Below are 25,369 nucleotides of genomic sequence, written 5' to 3' on the forward strand. Positions count from 1 at the left end.
TCGCCCATTGGGCATCAGTCAAAACGAATCGGTCCATCCCAAGCTTGAATCACAACCAAGCCCCGATGAGAATCCTGAATCCCAACAGACCCTAGGCCATGTCGATAATGAGCGACCGAATATTATCCGGCAATGAGGCAGGACTACCATCTGCAAGTTGAATGCCTGAACCTCTGATCGAACGTACGGCAATTATTGGAAACAGCGGCTCAGGCAAAAGCACGTTGGCCGAAGCCATCGCGATTCTCGCCGATATCCCCGCGATCGATCTTGATCTGTTGCACTGGGAAGACGATGGCTTTGGCTCAAAGCGAAATGAAGCCGTCGCGCGAAAGATGGTTCTCGATATTTCAGGTCAGCCGCACTGGATCATCGAAGGTGCATTCGGATGGCTTGCGGAAGTCGCCCTTCCCAAAGCAACCGCTCTCATTTGGCTAGATTTTCCCTGGAGCCTTTGCCGCGCCGGTCTGCTGGCTCGCGGTCTGCGGCGAGGAGCAACAAATCATGACGCCGCCGAACTGATGAAGTGGGCGGGGGCCTACTGGACTCGGCAGATACCTTCGTCGTTTGCTGGTCACTCTAAGCTGTTCAACGATTTCCCAGGTACGAAGTTGCGGCTAGAGAGCCGAGAACAAGTTGCCCAATTGATCGATAAGTCGCGAGCCGGGACGACCAATATTGATCCAAGTTTTAGGCCTTAGGCTGCGAAGTAGGCCGCTTTACCCTCGGAAGCCGACATTTAGTTGATGAGTGCTCGTCTTCGCGTCACGGCGCCGGGCAGGCCGCTCCCGTCTTCACCCAGGCCTCGACCAGCGCGCCGGCCTGCTCCTGCGTGCCCGGCACGGGCGAGCGGCCGAAGCCGGGCGTCCAGGCCCAGCCGACGAGGGTGTCCTTGCCGATATGGTCGATCAGGTCTTCCACCTTGCGCCCGCCATTGCGCGCGGGATCCCTGATCTGCTCGCAGATCTCGCCGATGGTCTTGCCCTCCCAGGCCATTTCCCGCGGAGCAAGATGCCAGTCGGGATGGCCGGGCATGCGGCCGGGCTCGAAATTGGCCTTCTGGTGGCAGGTGTTGCAGCGCATCGCGTCGAGCCCATGGCCGTCGGCGCCGCGTGTGACCGGCGGCTGATGCAGGCGGGCATTGTCGCCCTGGTGCGGCCTGTCGCCGGCCGGATGACAATTGGTGCAGCGCGGATGCGTCAGCACCTTGCCGAGCTCGGTGAAGATCGCAGCCGATCGCTTCTCGGTCTCAGTGATGCCGGCGAAGCTTTCCGGCGAGGCCAGCGCATGCCCCGCGCTTTCCGAGGCCGCGTAGCCCGCACTGAGACTGCCGGCGAGTGCCGCGACCACGGCCATCATCTTGAACCGCGCGTCGGAGATCATGGCGCGTGTCACTTGGTGGCCATGAGGTAGCGGCTCGAATCGGCCAGGATCACGTCGCGCACCGCCTCGTGATATTTGATGTAGCCGGTGCAGCGACAGAGATGACCGTCGAGCGCATTCGCGATGGTCTGCTCCAGCGCCTCGCGCGCGACCGGTGTCCGCGACAGGCGCTCCAGCAAGACCTGGCCCTCATTGAGGAAGCCGGCGGTGCAATAACCGCATTGAAAAGCGAAATGATCGATGAAGGCCTGTTGCAGCACCGAGAGCTGGCCGCCTTGGGCGTGGCCCTCGACGGTGCGGATCGATTTGCCGTCAAAGGACACGGCGGGCGCGACGCAGGTGGGGCTGGTGGTGCTGGTGCCGTCGGGCGCGTCGACGATGATGGCGCAGCTCAGGCACTGCGCGGCCCCGCAGCCGAACTTTGTCCCGGTCATCCCGAGCATCTCGCGCAAAAAATCGTTCATCGAGAGGTCGTCGCGGACGTCCATCGGGCCGTGCTTCCGGCCGTTGATGGTGAGGCTGAGGGTCGTCACGCGAGCACTCCCTTCAAAAGGTTTGCTGTGACCGGCAGCGCGCGGAAGCGATGGCCGGTGGCGTCGTGGATGGCGTTGATCAGCGCCGGCACGATCGGGATCATCACGACCTCCGCCATGCCCTTCGGTGCTTCGTCTGCTGTCTGCGGCTTCAGCATCTCGATCTCGAGATCCCGGAGCGGCAGGTCGGAGCCGCGTGCGACCAGATAGCGCCCGAGATTCCATTCGCCGTTGCCGGGACCGCCCTCGAACGGGGGCAGGGTTTCGAGCAACGCGTAGCCGACACCCATGGCGAAACCGCCCTGGGCCTGGCCCATCACGACTTCCGGCACCAGCGCGGTGCCGCATTCGAACACGCTATAGGCCTTGGCGATGCGAAGCGCGCCGGTTGCGCGCTCGATCTCGACGCGAACGACCGTGCCGCACATCGAGGTGTAGGCGGTGCCGATCCGGTTGTTGTCGGTCGGCGGAAACTTGACGCTGGTGCGGTTGATCCGCTCGAACTTGCCATTGGCGCGGCGGATCGCGAGCGCGTCGATCTCGGCGCGGTATTGCTCGCCGGACAGCGGAAAGCGTGCGCGCGACCACGCCCAGCGCGAAAAACTGTGGGCGACTGCGCCGGTGACGAAGCCGCGCGCATGCGCAGTTGCGGCGAGCGCAGGGAGGGCCAGCGGTTCGAGGCCGGGCATGGCGAGCTTCCCGTTCTGCCAGCTTGCCCTGGCCCATTGCCGACCGCGCGGATCAGTCCTTGCGATGCGCCACAGCTCAAGCGCCGCGGGCCACAGGCCGAAGCGGAAGATGACGCGGGCGGCTTCCGCGGCGGAATGCGTGCCGACATGCGCGCCGATCGAGGAGCTTGTCGGCGAGCTGATCGCGGGCACCCAGCGCGGATTTTTCTCCGCGGCATCCTGGGTCTTCTGGTCGATGGTGGAGGGATCGCCTGATGTGACCAGCCCGAGCACGTCATAGCTGTCGACGCGGGCGACCGAGACCTCGTCGGCGATGGCGCCGAGATGGCTGGCGACCCGGTTGGCCAGCGCCGTCCCGATGCCGTTGCCCATCTCGACATGATCGCAAGAGATGACGATCCTGCCGTCGGGGGCAAGCTCCACGCGTCCGAGCGAGCCGTCCGCGCCGGAGCCATAGTCTTTCGTCACGCAGGCGACGCCGGTGCCGACCAGCCGATCCGATGATGTCTGTTTGAACTGTGCCCGTTGCTGCCAGATCGGGTGCTTCTCGAGCTTGTCGAGGATTTCGGGCGTGCGAACCGAGACGATGTAGGGATTGCCGGTCATGGTCCGGCCGTTCTGGGGCAGCGCATTGCGCCGCCGGAATTCGATCGGATCGCGCTTGAGCTCGGACGCCGCCTCGTCGATCAGGACCTCCAGCGCCGTCATGGCTTGCAGTATGCCGTAGCCGCGCATCGAGCCCGCGCTCACGCCGCGCGAGTGCACGGCGACGGTCCTGACGTCGACCTTCGGAATGTCGTAGATGCCGATTGCGCCAGTGGCCGCGACGACGGCGACGCTGGCCGAGAAATGGGCGAGGCCGCCGCCGTCGAGCACGTGGTCGGCGGCAAACGCCTTGATCTTGCCGGTCGCGCGATCAATGCCGATGCGCGAGCGCATCTTGATCGCGTGGCGCTTGATGCCGGCCTGAAACTGCTGGTAGCGGTCATGCGCCAGCCGCACCGGCTTGCCGGGAAAGCAGACCGCCGCGAGCGCAACATAGAGAATGAAAGGTGTGTGATCGCGGCCACCAAAACCGCCGCCGACATGAGCGAACTGCGCGTTGATGTGCGCCGGCTTGTAGGGCGCGCGGGCCTTGCCCAACAGATGCGCGATCGACTCCGCCGCCTCGTAGGGCGACTGGACGCCAAGCAGCAGTTCGAGGTTGCCGCCCTTGCCGTCGTACCAGGCGAGCCCGCATTCCGGCTCGAGGAACATCGGGTCGACCGATTGCGTCTCGAACTCGCGGTCGAGCACCAGCATGGAGGCGTCATCCGCTGCAAGCTCGGCACGGATCTGCTCGCCATATTTCGCCGCCTTGGCGTAATCCGCCGGCATTTCCTTGGCGAGCGGCGACCACACCGGCAGCGCCGCGCTCTGTACTTTCTTCGGCGAGACCCAGCCGGCCTGGAGCGGCGAATAGACATCCGGCTTGTCAAGCGAGGGACCTGCCACGCGGGTAAAGCGGAAGGCCCCGTAATCCGGGACGACGACAGGCCCGGTCTCCTCGCCGAATTGAACAAAAGTGCCGTCGCGCAGGGCGAGACGCGCCTGGTCGAAGGCGTCGAACTTTTCGAAGATCAAAAGCGCGACCGGCTGGCCGAGATAGAGCGGCGTCTTGCCGAGCGGGCAGAACAGGTCGCCCGCATAGAATTCCGGCACCTGCGTCCCGATCCGGTCGAGATCGGCGGCCGTCACGACCACCGACGGCTTGAGCGCGCCGCCGAGGCGGCCCAGGTCCATGCCGGTATAGACATGCGTGGCGTCATTGGCGCGGACCAGGATCGCGTGCGAGGTGGCCAGCGGCCAGCCCGGCAGATCATTGGCGCGGAAGTCGGAGGCGTAAAGCTTTGCGCCGGTGACCTTGGCGACCCCGTCGACACGGCCGGCGCCCGTTGTCGCGGGATTGAACTTGCCGCGTCCAGGCAGCGTCTCCTGGGCTGCGAAGGGAGCTCCTGCCGCAGAAGCAAGACGCGAGAAGCTGACCGAAATGCCTCCCGCCGATAACCACTTCACGAACTCGCGTCGCGAAGGCCCCATGATCAGATCCTTGTATAAGGTTTCGAGAATATCATGATGCTGGCGGCATCGACGCGCGGAGAGTACGCGCCAATGCTAGCTCGAATCCGTCATGATTCGTCATGCGACGATAGAAAGGGTCTGGGCGTTTACAACCGGTGAATGCGGTATGCTTGCCGGATGGAATTGTCGTTTCGCGCTTGCTTTAGGATCGAATCAAACTGAAGACGGATGGCAACGGGGGCGAAGCGCAAATGCAGCACGATTCGAACGACGTCTCGCGCGTCAGGGCGGAAACGACGAACTTCTCGCGGCGCCAATTGCTCGATTACGGTCTCAAGGCGGGCGCCTTGTCCCTGGTCGCGGGGGCAGCGAATGCCCAGCATGCCATGCACGACCATGCGGGCGCTTTGCACGCCGCAGATATGTCGCCAACCATGGGCATGGTGCCGGAAACGCCGGCTCCCGCCATGGACCAGCCGCTGGTCGAGCCCGAGGTGCGCAGATCCGTCAATGGCGTGCTCAGCACCACATTGCGCGTCGGCTACGCCTATCGCCAGATCGGCGGCGTCAAGCTCTATGTCAGGTCCTACGACGGCGGCAGTCCCGGTCCGACCTTGCGGATGAAGCCCGGTGAGACGCTGCGGATCAAGATGATCAACGACCTGCCGCCGAACCGCGATGGATTGCCCGCGGACATCAGCCATCCGCACCAGTTCAACAACACCAATTTCCATTTCCACGGCGCGCATGCGAGCCCGAGCGGGATTGCCGACAATGTCATGCGCTCGATGGCGCCGGGTCACAGCTACAATATCGAGATCTCGCTGCCCGCCGACCACACCAGCGGCACCTATTGGTATCACCCGCATCACCACGGCAGCGCCGATATCCAGATGTCCAGCGGCATGGTGGGCGCCGTCGTCATCGAGGGCGATTTCGCCGGTGTGCCGGAGATCACGGCCGCGCGCGAGCGGCTGCTGGTGCTGACCCAGGTGGTCTACGACGCCAAGGGCATGGTCGAAAATTTCGAGACGCTGTTTCCGGAGACCGCGACGCGCTTTCTGGCGATCAACGGACAACGGCGGCCGGCGATCGAGATGCGTCCGGGCGAAGTGCAGCGCTGGCGCATCCTCAATGCCGCCTATCAGGACGACATGCTGCTCGACCTGGAAAAGCACGATCTGCATGCGATCGCCTATGACGGCATCCAGCTCGGCGCCATGCAGTCGCTCAAGCAGGTCCTGATCGCGCCCGGCCAGCGCGCGGACATTCTGGTGAAGGCAGGCGGCCCTGGCACCTACGCCTTCAACGCCGCGCCCTACGACCAGGGGCATCCTTCGCCGGTCGGGCCGCTGGCGCGGGTCGTCGTGGCTGGCGCGCCGATGGACATGAAGCTGCCGCGCGGCCTATCGCCGGCGCCGCTCGCGACCATCAAGGATTCCGAGATCACCAACCGTCGCAAGGTGACTTTGTCGGCAACCGCCCCTGAGGCCGATGCGGCCGGCCATTGGCAGGAGTTCGAGTTCTTCGTCGACGGCAAGAAGTTCGATCCCGGCCGCATCGATCAGCGGGTCAAGTTGGGCGCGGTCGAGGAGTGGACCATCGTCAACACGCATGAGCATGACGACCACGTCTTTCACATCCATACCAATCCGTTCCAGGTGGTGTCGGTCAACGGCAAGGCGCTGGCCGTGCCGGAATGGCGGGATTCCGTGATCGTGGAGCGCAAGGGCGGCGAGGTCGTGTTCCGCTCGCGCTTCATCGATTTCACCGGTGTCTATATGCTCCACTGCCACATGATGAACCATGAGGAGATGGGCATGATGCAGACCGTGGAGGTCTACAAGCCCTAAGCCCAACCCCTGATCTTTGTCGAATTGCGCGAGTTTGGGGGCCGGCGAAGGCGGAATCCGGGCCCGGCCGGGCTTCCCCTGGCGGCCGGCATGGCCTATGACGCTGCAACGCAACAATCCCCCAAAAAGACCCCATGATCCGCCTCGACAACGTCAGCAAGCAAGCCGGCCACCAGATCCTGTTCATCGAAGCCTCCGCCGCCCTCAATAAGGGCGAGAAGATCGGCCTTGTCGGCCCGAACGGCGCCGGCAAGACCACGCTATTCCGGATGATCGCCGGCGAGGAACTGCCCGACGAGGGGCAGGTCTCGACCGATCGCGGCATCACCATCGGCTATTTCAACCAGGATGTCGGTGAGATGGCCGGTCGCAGCGCCGTGGCCGAGGTCATGGACGGGGCAGGACCGGTGAGTGCGGTGGCCGCCGAGCTGCGCGAGCTCGAGACGGCGATGGCCGATCCCGACAAAGCCGACCAGATGGACGAGATCATCGCGCGTTACGGCGAGGTGCAGCACGCGTTCGAGGAGCTCGACGGCTACGCGCTCGACGGACGTGCGCGCGAGGCGCTGTCCGGCCTCGGCTTCAGCCAGGAGATGATGGACGGCGACGTCGGCAAGCTCTCCGGCGGCTGGAAGATGCGCGTGGCGCTCGCCCGCATTCTCTTGATGCGTCCCGATGTCATGCTGCTCGACGAGCCGAGCAATCATCTCGATCTCGAAAGCCTGATCTGGCTGGAAAAATTCCTGCACGATTACGAAGGCACGCTGTTGATGACCTCGCACGACCGCGAGTTCATCAACCGCGTGATTTCGAAAGTCGTCGAGATCGATAGCGGCTCGCTGACGACCTATGCCGGCGATTACGAGTTCTACGAGCAGCAGCGGGCGCTGAACGAGAAGCAGCAGCAGGCGCAGTTCGAGCGCCAGCAGGCGATGCTCGCCAAGGAGATCAAGTTCATCGAGCGCTTCAAGGCGCGCGCGTCTCATGCCGCTCAGGTGCAGAGCCGGGTGAAGAAGCTCGACAAGATCGAGCGGGTCGAGCCGCCGCGCCGCCGCCAGACCGTGGCGTTCGATTTTCTGCCCGCGCCGCGCTCGGGCGAGGACGTCGTGGCGTTGAAGAACGTTTACAAGGGCTATGGCAGCAAGCGCATCTATGACGGCCTCGATTTCATGATCCGCCGCCGCGAACGCTGGTGCGTGATGGGCGTCAACGGCGCCGGCAAGTCGACGCTGCTCAAGTTGATCGCCGGCGCGAGCGAGCCCGATAAGGGCACCGTGGCGGTGGGCGGCAGCGTCAAGATGGGCTATTTTGCCCAGCACGCCATGGACCTGCTCGACGGCGAGCATACCGTGTTCCAGTCGCTGGAAGAACAGTTTCCGACCGCGGGGCAGGGATCATTGCGCGCGCTCGCCGGCTGTTTCGGCTTCTCCGGCGACGACGTCGAGAAGCGATGCCGCGTGTTGTCAGGCGGCGAGAAGGCACGCCTGGTGATGGCGAAGATGCTGTTCGATCCGCCGAATTTTCTGGTGCTGGACGAGCCGACCAACCATCTCGATCTCGCCACCAAGGAAATGCTGATCACGGCGCTGTCGGATTTCGAGGGCACCATGCTGTTCGTCTCGCATGACCGGCATTTTCTCAGCGTTCTGTCGAACCGCGTGCTGGAGCTGACACCGGAGGGCATCCACCAGTTTGGCGGCGGCTACACCGAGTACGTCGCGCGCACGGGGCAGGAAGCGCCGGGGCTGCGGAGCTAGCATTCCGCTACGCGCCTTGACGCGTTGCTGCCGCCCGCTACGCTCCTTCCAAAAAGGGGAGCGAAACAACCATGAAGCAACTCCGGATCGGCGACATCACCATCGATGCGGTGATCGAACGGGAAGGGCCGTGGCGGCGGCCGCAGGATTTTTTCCCGGCCTATAACGAGGGCGTGTTCAAGCGCCATCTGCCGACGATGGAGCCTGAGGTGTTCGACGCCGCGCGCGGCATGATGGTGATCACCTATCAGACCTTCGTGGTGCGCACGCCACGCTACACTATTCTGGTCGACACCTGCACCGGCGAGGACAAGGGTCATCCGCCGCCGTTCGATTTTCCCGGCAAGGAGCGCTGGCGCAACGAATTGTTCGCGCTTGGCATCGGCTTCGAGCAGATCGACTACGTCTTCTGCACGCATCTTCACATCGACCACACCGGCTGGAATACGAGCTTGCGCGACGGGCGCTGGGTGCCGACGTTTCCGAATGCGAAATACGTCTTCCACAAGGGTGAGTATGCGGCATGGGAGGCGGAGAATGCCAAGGGCAGCAATCCGCCCGGCACCGTGTTTCGCGACAATTGCCTGCCGATCGTCGAAGCCGGGCAGGCGCTGTTGGTCGATGATGATTACGCGTTAGACGACACCGTCACGCTGACGCCGACGCCGGGGCATTCGCCCTGTCATTGCTGCGTGAACATTTTCTCAAAGGGCCAGCGGGCAGTGGTCGCCGGCGATCTCATGCATCACCAGATTCAGTGCCGCGAGCCGGACTGGTCGGCGAAGCCGGATTGGGATGCGAGGCAATCAGCGGTCTCACGGCGGAAGTTTTTCGCCTCCGTTGCCGATACCGACACGCTGATCCTGCCGGTGCATTTCCCGACGCCGACGGTGGGGCTGATCAAGCCGCTCGGTGGAGCGTTCGATTATCGCTTCAAGCGGGAGTAGGGCGACAGCGGATGATCTAATAAGTGTAGAACATCCGCTGGATCTCCTTGCTGTCGGTCGTCTTGGTCAGCGCCAGCATCAGCAAAATACGCGCCTTCTGAGGATTAAGCGTATCCGAGACGATGAAGTCGTGTTCGTCGTCCTTGGCTTCCCCATTGCGCGCGACGATGCCGTTCCCGACACGGCTGCTGCGAACGATCGCGACCCCCTTCTTGTGGGCGTCATCGAGAGCTGGCTCGACCGCGGGCCGGGCAAGGCTGCCATCACCGACGCCAGCATGCACGATCCCCTTCGCCCCGGCAGCGACAAAAGCGTCGATCGCGAGCCGGTTCATGTTGGCGTAGCCGTAGACAATGTCGACTTGCGGCAGGACATCGAGGTTAGAAACGTCAAATTCGGAGTCCGCCGTGTGCCGGCGCGTCGATTGACGATAGAAGTACGGCTTGTTGCCCTGCATGTAGCCGAGAAAGCCGAGTTCGGGTGTGCGGAAGGTGTCTGCCGTCGAGGTGTTGCTCTTGGTCACCTCGCGCGCCGCGTTGATCTGATCGTTGAGAGCAACGAGCACGCCCTTGCCGACCGCCTCGTCACTGCCTGCGAGGATCACCGCATTAAAGAGGTTGATCGGCCCATCCGCGCTGATCGCTGTCGATGGCCGCATCGCGCCCGCGATGACGACAGGTTTCCTGCTCTTGACAACCAGGTTCAAAAAATAGCTGGTTTCCTCGATCGTATCAGTCCCGTGCGTGATCACAATCCCATCGACGTCGTCCTGCGCGAGGAGCGAGTTGACGCGCTTTGCAAGCTTCAGCCAGTAGTCATTGTTCATGTTCTCGCTGGCGATCTGGAAAACCTGCTCGCCCTTGACGTTAGCCACGGTTTTCAGTTCGGGGACGGCGTTCAGGAGGGTCTCTATGCCCACCGTGGCTGCGGTGTAACCGACCACGGTGGTGCTGCTCGCCCCCGTGCCGGCGATCGTGCCGCCGGTTGCCAGAACCATGACGTTGGGCAGACCGGAGCCCCTTGCGTTCGCGACGTCAAAACTGATGAGCAGCGCGAACAGCAAGCTCATTGTCGCCATTATCTGACCACGCACTCGAAGTTGCCACATCTCGACCTCCCTTTTCTAGAAAGCCATTTCGATGCGCCCCATTTCGCTCAGCACTGCATGATCCGTCAGCCCAGGCCTTCTGTCTAGGGTGGCGATGGTTTCGGATGATTTGGTTTGGGCGGTCGGCGCGCGCGGGAGGCGGCAAAAGTTCTTCGCCTCTGTTATTCGGAAACACACACGCGAATGGCCGGGACAAGCCCGGCCATGACGCAGTTCGTTTGGCGATTGCACGCTAAAGCAACAGCAAATTCGCAGCGCGATTACGCGCCGACTTCGCACTTCTTCATGAAGCTGTTCTTGGCGGCGCCGGCGAGCGGCTTGCCATCGGCGCTCATCGCCTTGGGCGCGCAGGCGTCGGCCTTGCACTTCTTCATGAACGAGGTCTTGGCAGCGCCGGCCAAGGCCTTGCCGTCCTTGCCGACCGCTTTGCTCTCGCAGGTGTCTTCCGCGAAGGCCGAACCCGCTGCAAAGGTCGCAACGATCGCAGCAAGGAAAATCCGCTTCATCATGGTTGTCTCCCTAAACCAGAAATGGCACGCGGATTGGAACCGGGAATCGTGGCGCAATCAAGCAGGATCGGCGCCTGTGGCGCCATTTTGATCACCCGCGGGGGAGGATTGCGGCGTGTTGCGCTGCGCGCTGACCTGGCCGGGCAACCCTGCTAGCTTCGGCCGAGTTTAGCTGGAGGAGCATCGTGATGGACGCCGTGATTCCGAAAGTGCCGGAGGCCGCCGCTGATCAGCATTCGCATCTGGTCCGGCCTCAAGAGATGGAATGGCAGAAGACGCGCTTTCCGGGCTGCGAGGCCAAGACGCTGCTGTTCGATCGCAGCAGCGGTCTGATGACCGCCCTGATGCGCTTTGCGCCGGGATCGGTGCTGCCCGATCACGTGCATGTCGGCGTCGAGCAGAGTTACGTCATCGAGGGCGCTCTCGTCGACAAGGAGGGGCCGGCCAAGGGGATCGCCTGCAAGGCCGGCGAATTCATCTGGCGCGAGGCGGGCAGCCGGCATGCCGCCTGGTGCCCGGAGGGTGCCTTGATCCTGGCGATCTTCCAGGTGCCGAACAAGTTCTTCGAATCCGACGGCCGCGTCGTCGATGCCGCCGGGCAGGATTGGGACGAAACGTGGGGGCGCACCGACGCGCAACCGGCGCGGCGCGCCTAGCGGTCTCATACGCCCCGCGCGAGCAGCGCCTTGAAGTCCGCGCGTGCACGTTGCGCTTCGGCGCGCGCCACCTCGGAGGCGTCGCCGAGGCCGAAATAGCCGTGGATCAGGCTGGCGCCCTCATGATGCTTCACCCGCACACCGGCCGCCTCCAGCGCCCGTGCATAGGCCGCGCCCTCGTCGCGCAGGGGATCGTACCAGGCAGTGGTGACGATCGCGGGCGCGACGCCGGCGAGCGATGTGGCGCGTAGCGGTGAAACGCGCCAGTCGGTCGCGTGAGCCGCATCGGCGAGATAATGACCGCAAAACCACTCCATCACGGCGCGCGAGAGGAAGTAGCCTTCGGCATTCTCGGCGCGCGAGGGAAAGGGCGCGTTCTCGCGCGCGTCCGCATAGCTGCCAACGACGTCGGTCACGGGATAGACCAGGAGTTGCGCGGCGAGCTTGATGCCGGCGTCGCGGCAGGCGATCGCGGTGGTGGCGGCGAGATTGCCGCCGGCGCTGTCGCCGGCAACGCCGAGGCGTTTTGCATCGCCGCCAAATTCCGCGACGCGGTTGAAGATGTCGCTGACCGCGGCGAAGGCGTCCTCGAAGGCGCCGGGAAAGCACGTCTCCGGCGGACGCCGGTAGTCGACGGAGATGACGACGGCGCCGGTCTCGATCGCAAGGTTGCGCGCCTGCCGGTCATGGGTCTCGAGGTCGCCCGCGACCCAGCCACCACCATGGAAGAACACCACGGTCGGCGCGGGATTGGTGCCGACCCGGTAGACCCGTGCATCGAGCGGGCCGGCGCCGCCTTTCACCTTGATATCCGCGACGATGTCGACCGGCGGCGGCGCTATGGCCGCGCGCGAGGCAGCCAGTGCGCGCAAGGAATCGCGGGCGCTCTGTGGCGTCATCGTCGTGTGATCGCGCATCGGCAGCAGCGGAATGATCTGGGCGATGACGGGGTCGAGCGGTGCGGCCATGGGATCCTCACGGGGTTCTTGGTCTTGCTTGCGGGTTAGCATAGATATTGCGCGCCGCATCGGCAACCGTTCGCATGTTGCGATGCCAGGGGATGAACGGGCAGGGAGGTCTTGAGGTGGAATTCGAAACGCTGGTCCAGTCGCGCCGCAGCGTGCGTGGCTTCAGGAACGAGCCGGTGCCGCGCGCGGTGATCGAGGCGATCATCGACAGCGCCAAGCGTGCGCCGTCGTCGATGAACACCCAGCCCTGGCATGTCCACGTGCTCACAGGCAGCCCGCTGGAACAGCTACGCCGGCGCAACATGGAAGAAATGGTCGGCGGCGCCAAGGTCAAGCGCGACATCGTCAGCCACGGCGAGTACCAGGGCGTTCACCGGATACGGCAGGTCGACATCGCCAAGCAATTGTTCGGCGCGATGGGGATCGCGCGCGACGACAAGCCGATGCGGCAGGACTGGGTGCTGCGCGGCTTCCGCCAGTTCGACGCGCCGGTGTCGCTGGTGCTGACGTATGATCGCGTGCTGGATCCCGGCGCAGTCTGCCATTTCGATCTGGGCGCGCTCTGCTACGGCATCGTGCTCGCGGCCTGGGACCGCGGTCTCGGTTCGGTGATCAACGGGCAGGGCATCATGCGCTCCGACATCGTGCGCGAGGTCGCAAACATTCCGGAGGATGAGGTGATCATGACCTGCGTCGCGATGGGCTATCCCGACGACAACTTTGCCGCGAACGCGGTGCGCTCGGACCGCGAGGGCAACGACGATTTCGTTCGCTATGTCGGATTCGCCGAGTAGTGCACATCGAGTAGTGCACGTAGAGGAGATTATTCTCTCGACGATTTTTTTGGGCGTAGAGCCAAGCGGCCTCTTGCAATCTCGATCATGCAGGAGGAACAATATGCCGACTGAGAGGTTTGTTGCTGGCGCGAGGGAATTGACATGCGGCGGCTGGCTAGCCTGGTTCGGCGGTTCTTCGGCCCGCGGGTGCGGCGCCCGATCGATGATGATCCAACTCTTCCTTTCACACCCGACGAACTCGGCCGGCTGATCCGCAGCGGTCGGCACGAGGACATGAAGCTGCTGGCCGAAGGGCTGGCCTGCCGGTCCATCCCGCGCCGCGCCAGACATCGCGCCGCGCACTAGACTTGGGCACTAGACTTGGGCACAAGACTTGGGTCGAGACGGGTTGCTGCGCTCACCTCGTGAGAGCGACCTGCCTGAACGCGGTCAGCAGTGCCTTCTCCAGCTTTCCGCTCATCCCGCAGAGAATGTCATAGGCCTCGCCGCGTGGCCGGGTCGGCTTGTAATGCCGATACTCGATCAGGGCCGCGAAGATGTCCGAGATCGTGAGAATCCGCACGACGTCGCCGATGCTCTCGGCCCCGAGCGCATCCGGATAGCCGCTGCCGTCGAGAAATTCGTGATGGTGGCGCACGGCGTCGAGGATCTCCGGAGATATTTTCTCGTGATCCTTCAGGAAGTCGTAGCCCGCCGCCGGATGAGTCTCGATCATGGTGCGCTCGTCCGCATCGAGGCGGCCGGGCTTGTCCAGGATCGCGAGCGGGATCTGCGCCTTGCCGATGTCGTGGAACATGGCGGCCGAATACAGCCGCTCGAGATCGGCCCGGCCCACGCCGAGACTCAGCCCGAAGTCGATCGCCACGCCGGTCACGAGCAGGCAATGCTGGTAGGTTCCCTCGTGGTGGCGCCGCACCGTGGTGAGCCACTCGGACAGGCCATGCTGGGTGATGCGATCGGCGATCTGGCGGCCGGCTTCCTTCGTGCCGTCGACGTCAAGGGGCTCGCCGAGCGTGACGGCCGTGAACATCGAAGCGATGGCGGTCGCCGCGGTTTCGACTGCATTGTCCGGCTGCGGCGCGTGACCTGAGGAAGCAGACGCCTCTTCGGCGGGATCAGCCAGCGCTGCCAGCAGCTTGATCTTGTCGATCGTCCCGGGAAGGACGAGCGTGGCCCCGAGCGCGTAGGCCTGCGAGATACTCATGTGAGAGGAGTGCTCGACCAGGAAGATGCGCTTCGTCGCCTTCGCGAGCTTTGCGGCTCGTTTCTTGATGGCCGCAACGGTGTGAACGTCACGCAATTCCGCACGGATGACGATCGCGAACGGCACCTGGGACAGCTTGGCTTCCGCGTCGAGCCGTTCGCCTGCGACGGCAAACCGTTGCGCGAGAATCGAACAGACGCTCGACAATTTGTCGGAGGAATCAGCCAGCACATGCACGAACGCGCGTGCCGCTTCCTTCTCTCGGATGCCGCCGTCGCTTTTGACCGGGCGGGATATGGTTCGCGCGTTCTGCACGGTTGACCTGAATTATGCTGGAACTGGATGGGGCTGATGAATCCTTGGGCCTATTTCCTCTGAGCGGCAGTCTGCGCGGCTGCTGCCGGTTTCTTCTTGCTATCTGCGGTGATGAAGTGAACGCCGGCCGTGGTGCCGTCGATCCACACCAGTTCGCAGCGCCGGAAGGCGAGACCGGTCGAGGACAGCAGCAGGAAGAACTCCTTGGCCTGGAGCACGTCGAGCGTGCCTTCAACCTCGATCTTCGCGCCGCTCTGAGACACGTCGAGCAGGATGCAGCTGCGTCGCCAGGTGCCGTCCGAGCCCATCAGCTTGACGCCCTGCTTGTGATCCATCCGCACGCGAAGCGCCTTGCGACCATCGAACTTCATCGGTTAATCCCCATTTTCGCGCCGCGATTTCCCCGATCGCTTGTACCGGCGCCTGGTGCGATTTCTCCCCAGCGCACGGTCCATTGGCTGGTCGACAGAAGAAGTGTCTCGAACATGTGTTGCGCACGTTCGCGCTCGGCAAAGGACAGCCGTGTGCCGCTGCGATTGGTGAGGATCGCAAGTGTGGTTGCCCAGTTCAGCCGTGACGCCCGACAGGCCATGACCAGCCCCTCGCAGTCGTCATCGGTCATGACGTGCTCGACAATCTCGATCGGGGCCGCCGACAGCACCGACAGCGCCGTGAACAGGTTGGCGGTCTCGCCGCGGATCGCGAAGCGGTTCACCGTGGAATCGTTGAGCTTGCCGACGCGGTTAAGGGCGACGATCTCCGGCCGTGCGCCCGCATAGTCGGCCGGACAGACGGGCTTGAGTGGAGCCGGTGCTGGAACCTGCGCGGGCGAAACTGCCGATGCGTCGAGCTTGGCTGGCTTCGTCGGGCCGGGTGAGGCCGAGAGCAGCCTTCGCACGACCAGGTCAGGCGTGCCGGGCCGCAGCGCCAGCGCCTTCACGATCTCGCCGTCCTGCTCGGCTTTCGCGACCAGCGTGTCATAAGCCGCGTCGGAAAATTCGACCCCCGGGTTCTTGATCAGGGCAAGGCAGATTGAGCTGCCGCGCCTGATCAGCGCCTCGGTCACGGCCGGCTCGATCGCGTTGCGGGCGGCGATCGCGCGTAGATGCCGCTCGCCACTGGAGGCCGCGACCACCACAAGATCGGCTGCGGCGAGTGCCTGAGATCTGAGCAGGACGGGACACGCCACGTCCGCATCGGCGTGCGAGGCGAGCCGCCGCAACGTCTCCGGCGGCGCCGCCTTGAGTTCGGCAAGCGCGGCACTGAGCTGAATCAGAGCAATGGCATCGACCCGTTCCGTCAAACGCAGCAGAACGCTGTCGACCACACCGCAGAGCAATTCCTGAGATCGGTCGCCGCTGCCAGTGAGCAACTGCACAATACCGGAAAGGATCCGTGCGCAGCGGTCCGGCGGACACGTTGCGACCGCATCTTCCAGTTCAACCAGAACATCAGCAGGCGAATTTGCCATCATGGCAGGGGCCTGTATTCAAAATGAACTTCGACTAACCAATGACCTCCATTGTGCCCCACAGGCGTTAATTTGAAATTTAGACCTTGAGCGCCCGGGTATTGGTGCACCGCCGATACTGCCGGAAACGATATCGAAATTCGGCGAGGCTTGATCCGGCGACTTGTCCTTTCAACGGGACCCTCGCCAACTGATCGAGACGGATTAAGATGATTCTCTCGGTCCAACGGGACGCCGAAAGGGGGAAACTCGAACCGGCATCGTCGCCGGGCGCGCGTCTGTTGCGACGCGACGTTTCGTATTGCCATGAACAGTGTTGATGACGCGCCCAGGTTGGCGCCAAAGATATTTCGTTTTTCCGACGTCGATGAATTTCGGAATGCCATACGCGGCCTGAATTTCGAGTTCACGCCCTTCGTACGGAGGATTTCGGCCGAGCAGACGATTCTGTCGCTGCCCGGCTGCGACGTGAATTTGACGCGCGCGTTTCCCCGCATCGTGGACGCACAGCTGGTCGAGAACTGCACCGCGATCGGGTTCACGATGGACGACCTCAACGTGCCCATCCGCTTCAATGGCTCGCAGCGCGCCCGGCCGGTTATCGTCATCGGCAGCGGCGGCGCCGCTTACACCACCATCGAGGAGGTGCAGCGGCAAATTGCCTCGGTGGTGTTCAGGCCGGAGGTGATGGATCGCGGCTGGCCGCACGCAGCCTCGAGCTTCAAGATTTTTGAAACGCCCGTCGTGGGCCTGAACCGGCTCCGCAGCGTGGTTCGGGAGGTGCTGGCTGCCGCGTCGGAACCCGTCGGTGCAGCGGAGGTGCCGTTGAAGGGCGCAGCCATGAAGGAATCGCTGCTTGGAGCCGTCGACGACGCGTTCGACAGCGTTGTTCCCGCACGATGGACCCTGCGTCCCAACGACGAGCGGAATTTCAAGATCTTCCGGAATATTCGCGCGCTTCTGTCCGACGACCTCTCGCAGCCGATCTACAGCGAGGAGATCGCGCGCAAGCTTAACCTGCCCGTGCGCACCATGCACGACGTCGTCCGCCGTTATCGCGGCATGAGCCTGCATCGCTATTTGCGCCTGCGCCGGCTGTGGCTGGTGCGCCAGCGGCTGCTCGTTGGCGCCGACAGCGTCAAGGCCGTGGCCCTGGCGTTCGGCTTCTGGCATCTCAGCGACTTCTCCAGAAGCTATCGCGATCAGTTCGGCGAGACGCCATCGCTGACGCTGGAGCGCGGCCGAGGCCGATAGCGGGATAAATGGATTGGAGCTGTGCCTTCGTGCTAGACTGCGGCCATGAGTAATCGCATCCTCGTCCTCTACGGTTCCTACCGTTCCGACCGCATGGGCATCCGCCTTGCGAATTTCGTCATCGATCGCCTGCGCGGCCGCGGCGACGACGTCGTGTTGATCGACGCCAAGGCGATCGGCCTGCCGATGCTCGATCGCATGTACAAGGAATATGCCAAGGGCGCAGCACCCGAGGCGCTGGAGAAGCTGGCCGGAGAGATCCGCGGCGCAGACGGTTTTGTCTTCGTCACCGGCGAATACAATTGGGGAATCCAGCCGGGGTTGAAGAACCTCACAGACCATTTCCTCGAGGAGTGGTTCTGGCGTCCGGCCGCGATCGTCAGCTATTCCGCCGGCCGCCTATCCGGCGCACGCGCTTCGACCGCATGGCACGGCACGCTCTCGGAGATGGGCATGGTGGTGGTGTCGAGCACCATCGGCGTCGGCCCGATCGCGCAGACGCTGTCGGAGGCGGGCGAACCGATCGGCGAGGGCGGCAAGGCACTGGAACGCTCGTTCTCGCGCTTCGCCGACGATCTCGCATGGTGGATCGAGGCCGCGAAGGCGCAGCGGGCGCGCAAGGCGCCGCCGTATTGAACGGCCTTACGCGGCCCTGACCTCGCCGAGGAAGCGGTCGAACTGTCCGGCGAGATCGCGTGACTGCGTCGACAGCTGCTCGGCCGCGCCCAGCACCTCCCTCGCGGCCGTGCCGGTGTCGTCGGCGGCGCGCTGCACGCCTGATATGTTGGTGTTGACCTCCTGGGTGCCGCGCGCGGCCTCCTGGACGCTGCGTGAAATCTCCTTGGTCGCCGAGCCCTGTTGCTCGATCGCGGCGGCAATCGCGGTGCCGATCTGGTCGATCTCGCCGATCACGTCGGCGACGTTGCGGATCGCCGCCACGGTCTCGTCGCTCGCGGCCTGGATCGCCGAAATCTGCTCGGAGATTTCGGTGGTGGCCTTGGCGGTCTGGCCCGCCAGCGACTTCACCTCGGACGCAACCACCGCAAAGCCGCGGCCGGCGTCGCCGGCGCGTGCGGCCTCGATGGTGGCGTTCAGCGCCAGCAGATTGGTCTGCTCGGCGATGCTCTGGATCAGCGTGACGACGTCGCCGATCTTCTGCGCGCCCTCGGCCAGCGAGCGCGCGGTGTCGCCGGTGCGGCGGGCGTTGTCGACGGCGCGGGCCGCGATCTCGGTGCTTTGTGCGACTTGACGGCCGATCTCCGCGATCGAGGAGGTCAGCTCTTCGGTGGCGCTGGCGACGGTCTGCACGTTGGTCGAGGTCTGCTCGGAGGCGGCGGCGACGACCGCGGCCTGGCTGTTGGTCTGGGCCGCCGTCGTGGTCATCGACTGCGCCGTGCTCTCCATGGTGGATGAAGCGCGGGACAGGCCGCCGACAAGCTCGGTGACCTTGGCTTCGAACGCGCGAGTGAGCCCGTCGAGCGCCTGTGCGCGGCGCATCTTGCCGTCGTTCTCGGTCTGCTTCTCCGCCGCGAGCCGGTCGGCCCGGATCATGTTGTCTTTGAACACTTGAACGGCGGCGGCCATCGCGCCGATTTCATCGGAGCGCTCGGCGCCGGGGATATCTTCCGCAACATCGCCGTCGGCAAGCCGCGCCATCCGTGTCGTCAGGTTGACGATCGGGGCGCAGACGCGGCGGCGGACCATGACGATAAGGCCGGCGCTGGCGATCAGCACGGCGAGAAGGCCGATGAGAGCGACCGTGAAGCTGGTGCGCGCGGCTGAAGACGCGCCGGCGAGGATCTGCTCCGCGTTGTCGTAAAAGGCATCGCGAACGCCGATGATGGAGCCGAGCCCCTTTTGTGACGCCGCGTAATAGGTCTCGACGTCGTGCTCGTATTTGCCGCTGACGGCGCCGTCCTTGACGAGCTTGAGCTCGCGGCCGAACTCCTCGACGTAGCGCGAATTCATGGTTTCGAGCGCGCCGCCGACATTGGCCGGGGTCGCTGGATTGCCACGCAATTCCATCAGCGACATCACGATCTGGTCGCTGCGGCCCTGCATGCGGGCAACGTCGGCCTTCTCGGCGTCGGTGGCGACCTTCTTGCCGCCGACGAGGTTCTTGTGAACGCTGGCATTGAGACCGCCGATGTCGCGCAGCGTCATGGCGATGTTAGCGTTGTTGGACTGGCGGTAGGCATCGCCATTGAGGATCGCCATGCGGCGCACCTGCTCGTTGAGCAGTGCGGTCACGCTGCCGTTGAGCACGGCGTTGTCGGCGACGACCTTCTTGGCGGCGTCCTTGCGCGCCTCCGCCGGCCCGGCGATCGCCTTGTCGATGGCCTCGCGCAGGGCGGTGAACTTCGCGTTGATGCCGTCGATATTGCCGCCGAGGGCGGTGCCGTCGTCGAACGGGCCGGGCAGCTCCTTGCGCAGCGCGTTCATCCTATCGCGGGCGCCGTCGGTCTGCTTGCGCAGCTTGCCTTGCTCAGCGAGTTGCGCCGGGTCGACCGTGGCAGGGCCGTAGAGGATGTTGGTGGAGAAGCCGCGTTCGGGATTGAGATAGCGCGGGATGTCGCTGACGGCGCGGACGATCGCGAGCCGGCCCTGGGCTTCGGTGATCCGCTCGATTGTCTGGTACTTCGTCACGGCGACGTAGACGGCGAGGCCGCCGCCCACGGTCGAGAGCGAGACGATGGCGGTGGTCAGGAGCGTACCGATTTTCATGATTCTGTCCGGCAATTGGCGCGGGGGAATTATTTTGCACGAACAATAGGCAGGCGATGTTAATCCCGGGTTTACGCTCGTGGCCGCGGTCACCTGGCCTTTCGGTCAAGGGCGGCGAGGATCTCCAGCGTGGCGCCGTCGCGCTCGCCCGAAAAATATCGGGCGAGCGCCTGATCGAAAACAGGTTCGTCGGACACCGCGCCGAACAGCGTCATCGACGAGCGGAATTTGGCGTCGTCGGGCGCACCGAAGATGGCGTCGATGGTCCGCCCCTCGATGGCGAGCACGAGCCTCGTGCATTCGATCAGACGCGGACCGAGGACGGGGTGGGCGAGGTAGGCCTTGGCCTCGGCGCGGGAGGCGATGGCGTAGCGCTGCGACATGGCGCTGAAGCCGAGGCCGGCGACCTGCGGGAAGACGAACCATATCCAGTGGCTCTGCTTTCGGCCCCGGGTCAGCTCCTCCTGGACGTCGCGAAAAACCGGGTCCTGGGCCCGGACGAAGCGCGTTAGATCGAAAGGATCGGTCATTGGATACCCTGGGGGAGCCTTGGCGGCCGCGATTATGCCTAACTTTTGGCTCCCAATGTGGTAGCTGGTATAGAATCTCCGGGTGGGGGTGGGTCCCCCCGGGGGTCGATTTTGGGGATCTGATGGTTTCCGACCGCGCACAAGCCGAGGGGCTATTGTCGCGCCGCCGTATTGGGCGAGCCGAGACGATACTGCTATCTTTGGCCGCCGTCGCGCTGGCGCTGGGCGCTGCCGCCTGGGTCGCGGATATCGGCGATTCGGCCTCGCTGGCCACCGCCGCACTGCCGCCGGCCAATGCCCCTTCGTTCGATGATCGTTTCGCTTCCACATCTGGCAGTCCGCCCACCCGCGAACTCGGCCTGCGGACGCTGGAGCTCTCCGCCTTGAATGCGGTCCAGCTCAAATTGCGCGACGCAAAGGCGATGCTCGCCCAGAAACTTCAGGGCGACGATTGGCGCGCGACCCTGACCGATGACGACAGGCACGTGGTCGACGAGACAAGGCCTTCGCAGCGGGCCGATGGTGGCGTCCCGATGCCGCGCTCGCGCCCGGCCCAGGCGGACTTCTCCGCCCAGATCGCCTCCAGTCAGGCCTTTGCGGATGCCAATCCCAGGATCGACAACCGCAACTTCTTCGAAAAATTCACCGACAAGATCAAGCTGGCCTCGCTGACGCCGGACAGCGGCCTGTTCGGCAAGGCGCCGGATCTCGCCGCCCTCGGCTACGATTCGCGGACCGCGGTCTATGACATCTCGGCCAAGGCGCTCTACCTGCCGAGCGGCATCGCGCTGGAGGCGCATTCGGGCATGGGCGCGCTGATGGACGACCCACAGCATGTCGACCAGCGCATGGTCGGCGCGACCCCGCCCGCGACCTACGACCTGAAGCCGCGCGAGAAGCTGTTCCACGGCGTCCGTGCGCTGCGCTTGACCCCCGCGGAGGGCACCAGCGCGCTCGGCCGCGTCGGTCTTCTCACCCACAATTTCATGCTCGGGCCGCGGGGCGACTCCAACGGCTGCGTTTCGATCAAGGACTATGATCGATTCATGAAGGCCTACGACAACGGCGAGTTCAACCGCCTGATCGTGGTGCCGCGCCTGAACGGATCGGCGACCGCCTCGCAGCGCGCGAGCACCGACTCCTGATTGGCCTGCAACGGCGGGGCTGCCGTTTTCCCTTCATTAAGCCGTCATCGTCCAGAAGCAGCCCATGAGTGATCCCCAAAATTCCGAGACCCCGCTGCGCACGACGTTCAAGATCAAGCTGAACGGCGACACGCTGGCGATTGCGACCGTCGGCCAGGCCTATCAATTCCTCACCAACTTCAAATCGGTCGAGTGGATGGAATTTCGCTCGCTGCATGAAGACGCGGTCGCGGCGCTCGAAGGCGCCGCCGACAACGCCATGCTCGTAGTGCAGGCGACCAACGCCGTGCGCGCGCTGTTCGTGAGCGCGAAGCTGCTCTGAGAGCAACACTGCGTAGCCTGGATTGCGTTACGCTCCATCCGGGCTACCGCTCACAACTTGAACTCCGCTATAGGAACAGGCAAGGGCCCGCGAAGGTCGTTGCTCCAGGCCGGTACATTCAAACATACTTCAGGGAGAGACCCATCATGAAACGCCGTACATTCCTCAAGGGCGGCGCCGTCGCCGGTGCGACGACGCTGGTTGCCGCACCTGCAATTGCGCAAAGCGCGCCCGAGATCAAATGGCGCCTGACCTCGAGCTTCCCGAAGTCGCTCGACACCATCTACGGCACGGCGCAGACTTTTGCGAAATACGTCGCCGAAGCCACCGACAACAAATTCCAGATCCAGTCCTTTGCGGCCGGCGAGATCGTGCCCGGCCTGCAGGCGCTCGACGCCGTCAGCACTGCGTCCGTCGAGATGGCGCAGACCCCGCTCTATTTCTACATCGGCAAGGAGCCGGCGCTGGCCTACGCGACCGGTGCGCCGTTCGGCATGAACCATCGCCATCAGGAGTCCTGGTGGCATTTCGGCGGCGGCGCCGAACTCGCCAACGAAGCACTGAAGCCGTTCAAGACCCACGCCATTCTCTGCGGCAATTCCGGCACCCAGATGGGCGGCTGGTTCCGCAAGGAGATCAAAACCGTAGACGATCTCAAGGGTCTGAAATTCCGCATCGCCGGCATGGGCGGTCATGTGCTGGCGCGCCTCGGCGTGGTCCCGCAGCAGATCGCGGGCGGCGACATCTATCCGGCGCTGGAGAAAGGCACGATCGACGCGGTCGAATTCGTCGGTCCTTACGACGATGAAAAACTCGGCTTCCAGAAGGTCGCCAAATATTACTACTTCCCCGGCTGGTGGGAAGGTGGCGCCATGCTGCACATGATCGTCAACGACGAGAAGTGGGTTTCGCTGCCGAAGCAGTATCAGGCGATTGTCAACCAGGCGGCGTCAGCTGCGGGCGCCTGGATGCTCGAGAAATACGACAGCGTGAATCCGGCGGCGCTGAAGCGGCTGATCGCCAATGGCGCGGAGCTGAAGGCGTTTCCGCAGCCGGTGATGGAGGCCTGCTACACCGCGACCCAGGAGCATCTGAACGAGCTCGCCGCCAAGAGCGACCTGTTCAAGCGCACCAAGGAGAGCCACGACGCGTATATGAAGGAGCTGCTGTTCTACACGCAGATCGCGGAAAACTATTACGACAATTATCTGCTCGGCAAGATGCGCAACAAGACCTGATCGCAGGAGGGGCGCGGTGCTTACGCCGCGCCCAGCTTTCGTAGCCCGGGCTACAGGATTAATCGCGCAGCGCCTCACGCCGCGCCGAGGCCCAGCTTCTCATAGACCCGCCTTGCATAGGCGCCGAAGGCGTCGGTCGTCTTGAGCGGAAGGTCGCGCGGGAAGGGCAGGTCGATCGGGAAATAATCGGCCATCTTCGCTGGGCCCGCTGTCAGCACGGCGCAGTGCGAGGACAGGAACACTGCTTCCTGGATCGAGTGCGTGACGAAAATGATGGTTTTGCCGCTCTCGCGCCAGATCCGCAGCATCTCCAGATTCATCTGCTCACGCGTCAACGCGTCCAGGGCGCCGAACGGCTCGTCCATCAGGATCAGTTTTGGGTCGTGAATGAAGGCGCGCGCGATTGCGGTGCGCTGCTGCATGCCGCCGGATAGCTCTCGCGGATATTTCTCCTCGTAGCCCGCGAGCCCGACCAGATTGAGTAGATCGCGCGCCCGCCCGCGCGCGGCCTTGATCGGCAGGCCCACGATTTCCGCCGGCAGCAGCACGTTGTCCAGGATCGTCCGCCATTTCAGCAGCAGTGCCTGCTGAAACACCATGCCGACGTCGCGGGTCGGATCGAACCGGCTTTTGGCATTGCCGATCTTTACCGTGCCGCCGTCGGCGCCGTGTAGCCCGGCCAGAATCTTCATCACCGTGGTCTTGCCGCAGCCGGACGGGCCGACCAGCGAGACGAGCTCACCTTCCTGCACGTCCATGGTGACGTCGGAGACCGCCAGGAATTCGGCGCCGCGGCTGCGGTAAATCTTCCGGACACCGCGCAGGCTGATGAAGGGCTCTTCGGTCATGCCAGCCATTTGTCTAAGTTGGCGCCCACGAACGCGTCGTCGCTGAGGTCGGCGTGCTCGCGGTACACGCGATCGATCTCGTCTTTCTGGCCGGGGCTGAGACCCTCGTTCGGATCGAGGCACCACAAGCCCTGCATCAGGCCCTGTCGCCGCAACACCTCGTGGCAGCCGGCGATGCAGCCGTGAAAATTATTGGCGACGTCGAAGAAGGCGCTGTTGCAATCGGTGACGCGGGCATCGAGCGCGAGCAAATCGGCCGGGACGTTGTCCTTGTGCCGTGCCGCCTTGCAGCGCTCGAATTGCTTGATCGCGCTCGCCGTCCACACCGACCAGTGGCCGAGCAGGCCGCCCTTGAAGTAGGTCCGCGTGGTGACGCCGTTGTCGCGCAGGTCGAATGGCAGCATCAAATCGAGCAGGATGTGATCGTCATTGCCGGTGTAGATCGCGACGCGGTCGAGCGCGCCGGCCGTGGCGACGCCGCGCAGCACGTCGAGTGTCCGATAGCGGTTGAACGGCGCGATCTTGATCGCGATGACATTGTCGATCGAGGCAAAGCGCTGCCAGAACCGGCTTGACAGGATTACGCCGCCGACCGCCGGCTGGAGATAGAAGCCCACCAGCGGAATTTCGGCCGCGACCGCCGTGCAATGCGCGATGATCTCGTCCTCGGAGGCGCTCTTCATCGCGGCGAGACTGAGGAGCCCTGCGTGATAGCCGATGTCGCGCGCGGTGCGGGCTTCTGTGACGGCCTGCCGGGTCGGGCCGGCGAGGCCCGCGACCATCGCCAGCGGACGTTTGGTCCAGTTCGCCGCAGTCTCGGCAGCGAGCTCGAGCACGGGACGGTAGAGGCCGACATCGCGGATCGCGAACTGCGTGGTGTGCACGCCGACCGCAAGGCCGCCGGAGCCGGCGTCGATGTAATAGCGCGTCAGCGCGCGCTGATGCTTTTGGTCGAGCTGGCGTTCGGCGGTGAGCGCGAGCGGATGCGCCGGCAGCACGGTGCCGTCGGCGATCAGCCTGCGGATCTCGCTGTTGATCTGGCTGTGGTGCATGATGT

General features: G+C 64.1%; 25 protein-coding genes. 12 read left to right on the forward strand and 13 right to left on the reverse strand.

The window, feature by feature from the left end; genetic code table 11:
- The first annotated feature begins 161 nt into the window (after positions 1-161).
- Positions 162-701 carry a P-loop NTPase family protein gene (locus ABIB06_RS35045; RefSeq protein ID WP_354048826.1) on the forward strand — a complete coding sequence of 180 codons (540 nt, stop codon included), beginning with the start codon at positions 162-164 and terminating at the stop codon, positions 699-701.
- A gap of 64 nt (positions 702-765) precedes the next feature.
- On the opposite strand, the gene ABIB06_RS35050 is transcribed toward ABIB06_RS35045, so the two are convergent.
- From ABIB06_RS35050 to ABIB06_RS35060, 3 genes are read right to left on the reverse strand one after another with little or no spacing between them, the layout of a single operon-like run.
- Positions 766-1,383, reverse strand: a complete 618-nt coding sequence (locus ABIB06_RS35050; protein WP_354048824.1) for an Isoquinoline 1-oxidoreductase subunit — start codon at positions 1,381-1,383, stop codon at positions 766-768.
- 8 nt (positions 1,384-1,391) lie between these two features.
- On the reverse strand, positions 1,392-1,916 hold the full coding sequence (locus ABIB06_RS35055; RefSeq protein ID WP_354048822.1) for a (2Fe-2S)-binding protein: 525 nt from the start codon (positions 1,914-1,916) through the stop codon (positions 1,392-1,394).
- Positions 1,913-4,684, reverse strand: a complete 2,772-nt coding sequence (locus ABIB06_RS35060; RefSeq protein WP_354048820.1) for a xanthine dehydrogenase family protein molybdopterin-binding subunit — start codon at positions 4,682-4,684, stop codon at positions 1,913-1,915. Before ABIB06_RS35060 ends, ABIB06_RS35055 begins: the two co-directional genes overlap by 4 nt.
- 233 nt (positions 4,685-4,917) lie before the next feature.
- Here ABIB06_RS35060 and ABIB06_RS35065 point away from each other — a divergent pair, with 233 nt between their 5' ends.
- The 3 genes from ABIB06_RS35065 (at position 4,918) to ABIB06_RS35075 (ending at position 9,223) form a co-directional block, all read left to right on the forward strand.
- Positions 4,918-6,519: a multicopper oxidase family protein gene (locus tag ABIB06_RS35065; protein WP_354048818.1), complete on the forward strand. Its 1,602-nt coding sequence runs from the start codon at positions 4,918-4,920 to the stop codon at positions 6,517-6,519.
- A 134-nt stretch (positions 6,520-6,653) separates the two neighbouring features.
- Positions 6,654-8,276, forward strand: a complete 1,623-nt coding sequence (locus tag ABIB06_RS35070; RefSeq protein WP_247440463.1) for an ABC-F family ATP-binding cassette domain-containing protein — start codon at positions 6,654-6,656, stop codon at positions 8,274-8,276.
- 71 nt (positions 8,277-8,347) lie between these two features.
- Positions 8,348-9,223: an MBL fold metallo-hydrolase gene (locus tag ABIB06_RS35075; RefSeq protein ID WP_354048816.1), complete on the forward strand. Its 876-nt coding sequence runs from the start codon at positions 8,348-8,350 to the stop codon at positions 9,221-9,223.
- Positions 9,224-9,239: 16 nt separating this feature from the next.
- Here ABIB06_RS35075 and ABIB06_RS35080 read toward each other — a convergent pair whose 3' ends face one another.
- Together ABIB06_RS35080 and ABIB06_RS35085 are read right to left on the reverse strand one after the other, a co-directional pair.
- Positions 9,240-10,292 (reverse strand): type II asparaginase, encoded by a 1,053-nt coding sequence (locus ABIB06_RS35080; protein WP_354125691.1) that lies wholly within the window; start codon positions 10,290-10,292, stop codon positions 9,240-9,242.
- Between the two features lie 299 nt (positions 10,293-10,591).
- Complete coding sequence (locus ABIB06_RS35085) at positions 10,592-10,840, reverse strand: hypothetical protein (protein WP_247440466.1); 249 nt, start codon at positions 10,838-10,840, stop codon at positions 10,592-10,594.
- Between the two features lie 188 nt (positions 10,841-11,028).
- Between ABIB06_RS35085 and ABIB06_RS35090 the strand changes: the two genes are divergently transcribed.
- Positions 11,029-11,496 carry a cupin domain-containing protein gene (locus tag ABIB06_RS35090; RefSeq protein ID WP_354048812.1) on the forward strand — a complete coding sequence of 156 codons (468 nt, stop codon included), beginning with the start codon at positions 11,029-11,031 and terminating at the stop codon, positions 11,494-11,496.
- Between the two features lie 5 nt (positions 11,497-11,501).
- Here ABIB06_RS35090 and ABIB06_RS35095 read toward each other — a convergent pair whose 3' ends face one another.
- On the reverse strand, positions 11,502-12,464 hold the full coding sequence (locus ABIB06_RS35095; RefSeq protein ID WP_354048810.1) for an alpha/beta hydrolase: 963 nt from the start codon (positions 12,462-12,464) through the stop codon (positions 11,502-11,504).
- Positions 12,465-12,580: 116 nt separating this feature from the next.
- Here ABIB06_RS35095 and ABIB06_RS35100 point away from each other — a divergent pair, with 116 nt between their 5' ends.
- Both ABIB06_RS35100 and ABIB06_RS35105 read left to right on the forward strand, forming a co-directional pair.
- Positions 12,581-13,258: a nitroreductase gene (locus ABIB06_RS35100; RefSeq protein WP_354048808.1), complete on the forward strand. Its 678-nt coding sequence runs from the start codon at positions 12,581-12,583 to the stop codon at positions 13,256-13,258.
- 144 nt (positions 13,259-13,402) lie between these two features.
- Positions 13,403-13,606: a hypothetical protein gene (locus tag ABIB06_RS35105; RefSeq protein ID WP_247346629.1), complete on the forward strand. Its 204-nt coding sequence runs from the start codon at positions 13,403-13,405 to the stop codon at positions 13,604-13,606.
- 52 nt (positions 13,607-13,658) lie between these two features.
- On the opposite strand, the gene ABIB06_RS35110 is transcribed toward ABIB06_RS35105, so the two are convergent.
- From ABIB06_RS35110 to ABIB06_RS35120, 3 genes are read right to left on the reverse strand one after another with little or no spacing between them, the layout of a single operon-like run.
- Entirely contained in the window at positions 13,659-14,780 is a 1,122-nt protein-coding gene (locus ABIB06_RS35110) for an HD-GYP domain-containing protein (protein WP_354048806.1), read from the reverse strand.
- 50 nt (positions 14,781-14,830) lie between these two features.
- The gene (locus tag ABIB06_RS35115; RefSeq protein WP_247346643.1) at positions 14,831-15,151 is read right to left on the reverse strand and encodes a PilZ domain-containing protein; all 321 of its coding nucleotides are present in this window, start codon (positions 15,149-15,151) and stop codon (positions 14,831-14,833) included.
- The gene (locus tag ABIB06_RS35120) at positions 15,148-16,254 is read right to left on the reverse strand and encodes a DUF2336 domain-containing protein (RefSeq protein WP_354048804.1); all 1,107 of its coding nucleotides are present in this window, start codon (positions 16,252-16,254) and stop codon (positions 15,148-15,150) included. The genes ABIB06_RS35115 and ABIB06_RS35120 overlap by 4 nt, the downstream gene beginning before the upstream one ends.
- Positions 16,255-16,557: 303 nt before the next feature.
- Between ABIB06_RS35120 and ABIB06_RS35125 the strand changes: the two genes are divergently transcribed.
- Complete coding sequence (locus ABIB06_RS35125) at positions 16,558-17,505, forward strand: AraC family transcriptional regulator (protein WP_354048802.1); 948 nt, start codon at positions 16,558-16,560, stop codon at positions 17,503-17,505.
- Between the two features lie 45 nt (positions 17,506-17,550).
- Entirely contained in the window at positions 17,551-18,141 is a 591-nt protein-coding gene (locus tag ABIB06_RS35130) for an NADPH-dependent FMN reductase (protein WP_354048801.1), read from the forward strand.
- Positions 18,142-18,147: 6 nt separating this feature from the next.
- Here the strand turns inward: ABIB06_RS35130 and ABIB06_RS35135 are convergent, their stop codons facing one another.
- Complete coding sequence (locus tag ABIB06_RS35135; protein ID WP_354048800.1) at positions 18,148-20,229, reverse strand: methyl-accepting chemotaxis protein; 2,082 nt, start codon at positions 20,227-20,229, stop codon at positions 18,148-18,150.
- An 89-nt stretch (positions 20,230-20,318) separates the two neighbouring features.
- Positions 20,319-20,759, reverse strand: a complete 441-nt coding sequence (locus ABIB06_RS35140) for a DUF1810 domain-containing protein (protein ID WP_354048798.1) — start codon at positions 20,757-20,759, stop codon at positions 20,319-20,321.
- A gap of 191 nt (positions 20,760-20,950) precedes the next feature.
- Between ABIB06_RS35140 and ABIB06_RS35145 the strand changes: the two genes are divergently transcribed.
- The 3 genes from ABIB06_RS35145 to ABIB06_RS35155 all read left to right on the forward strand — a co-directional run bounded on the left by ABIB06_RS35145 (position 20,951) and on the right by ABIB06_RS35155 (position 23,464).
- Positions 20,951-21,904 (forward strand): DUF2778 domain-containing protein, encoded by a 954-nt coding sequence (locus ABIB06_RS35145; protein ID WP_354048839.1) that lies wholly within the window; start codon positions 20,951-20,953, stop codon positions 21,902-21,904.
- A gap of 64 nt (positions 21,905-21,968) precedes the next feature.
- Positions 21,969-22,226 (forward strand): hypothetical protein, encoded by a 258-nt coding sequence (locus tag ABIB06_RS35150; RefSeq protein WP_247346656.1) that lies wholly within the window; start codon positions 21,969-21,971, stop codon positions 22,224-22,226.
- 146 nt (positions 22,227-22,372) lie between these two features.
- Complete coding sequence (locus tag ABIB06_RS35155; protein WP_354048795.1) at positions 22,373-23,464, forward strand: TRAP transporter substrate-binding protein; 1,092 nt, start codon at positions 22,373-22,375, stop codon at positions 23,462-23,464.
- Between the two features lie 74 nt (positions 23,465-23,538).
- On the opposite strand, the gene ABIB06_RS35160 is transcribed toward ABIB06_RS35155, so the two are convergent.
- Both ABIB06_RS35160 and ABIB06_RS35165 read right to left on the reverse strand, forming a co-directional pair.
- Positions 23,539-24,321 carry an ABC transporter ATP-binding protein gene (locus ABIB06_RS35160; RefSeq protein WP_354048793.1) on the reverse strand — a complete coding sequence of 261 codons (783 nt, stop codon included), beginning with the start codon at positions 24,319-24,321 and terminating at the stop codon, positions 23,539-23,541.
- A complete protein-coding gene (locus ABIB06_RS35165; protein WP_354048792.1) occupies positions 24,309-25,364 on the reverse strand; it encodes a dihydrodipicolinate synthase family protein in 1,056 nt (351 codons plus the stop codon). Before ABIB06_RS35165 ends, ABIB06_RS35160 begins: the two co-directional genes overlap by 13 nt.
- Between the last annotated feature and the right edge of the window lie 5 nt (positions 25,365-25,369).

The sequence above is a fragment of the Bradyrhizobium sp. LB8.2 genome, assembly GCF_040548035.1.
In the GTDB taxonomy this organism is placed as follows: Bacteria; Pseudomonadota; Alphaproteobacteria; order Rhizobiales; family Xanthobacteraceae; genus Bradyrhizobium.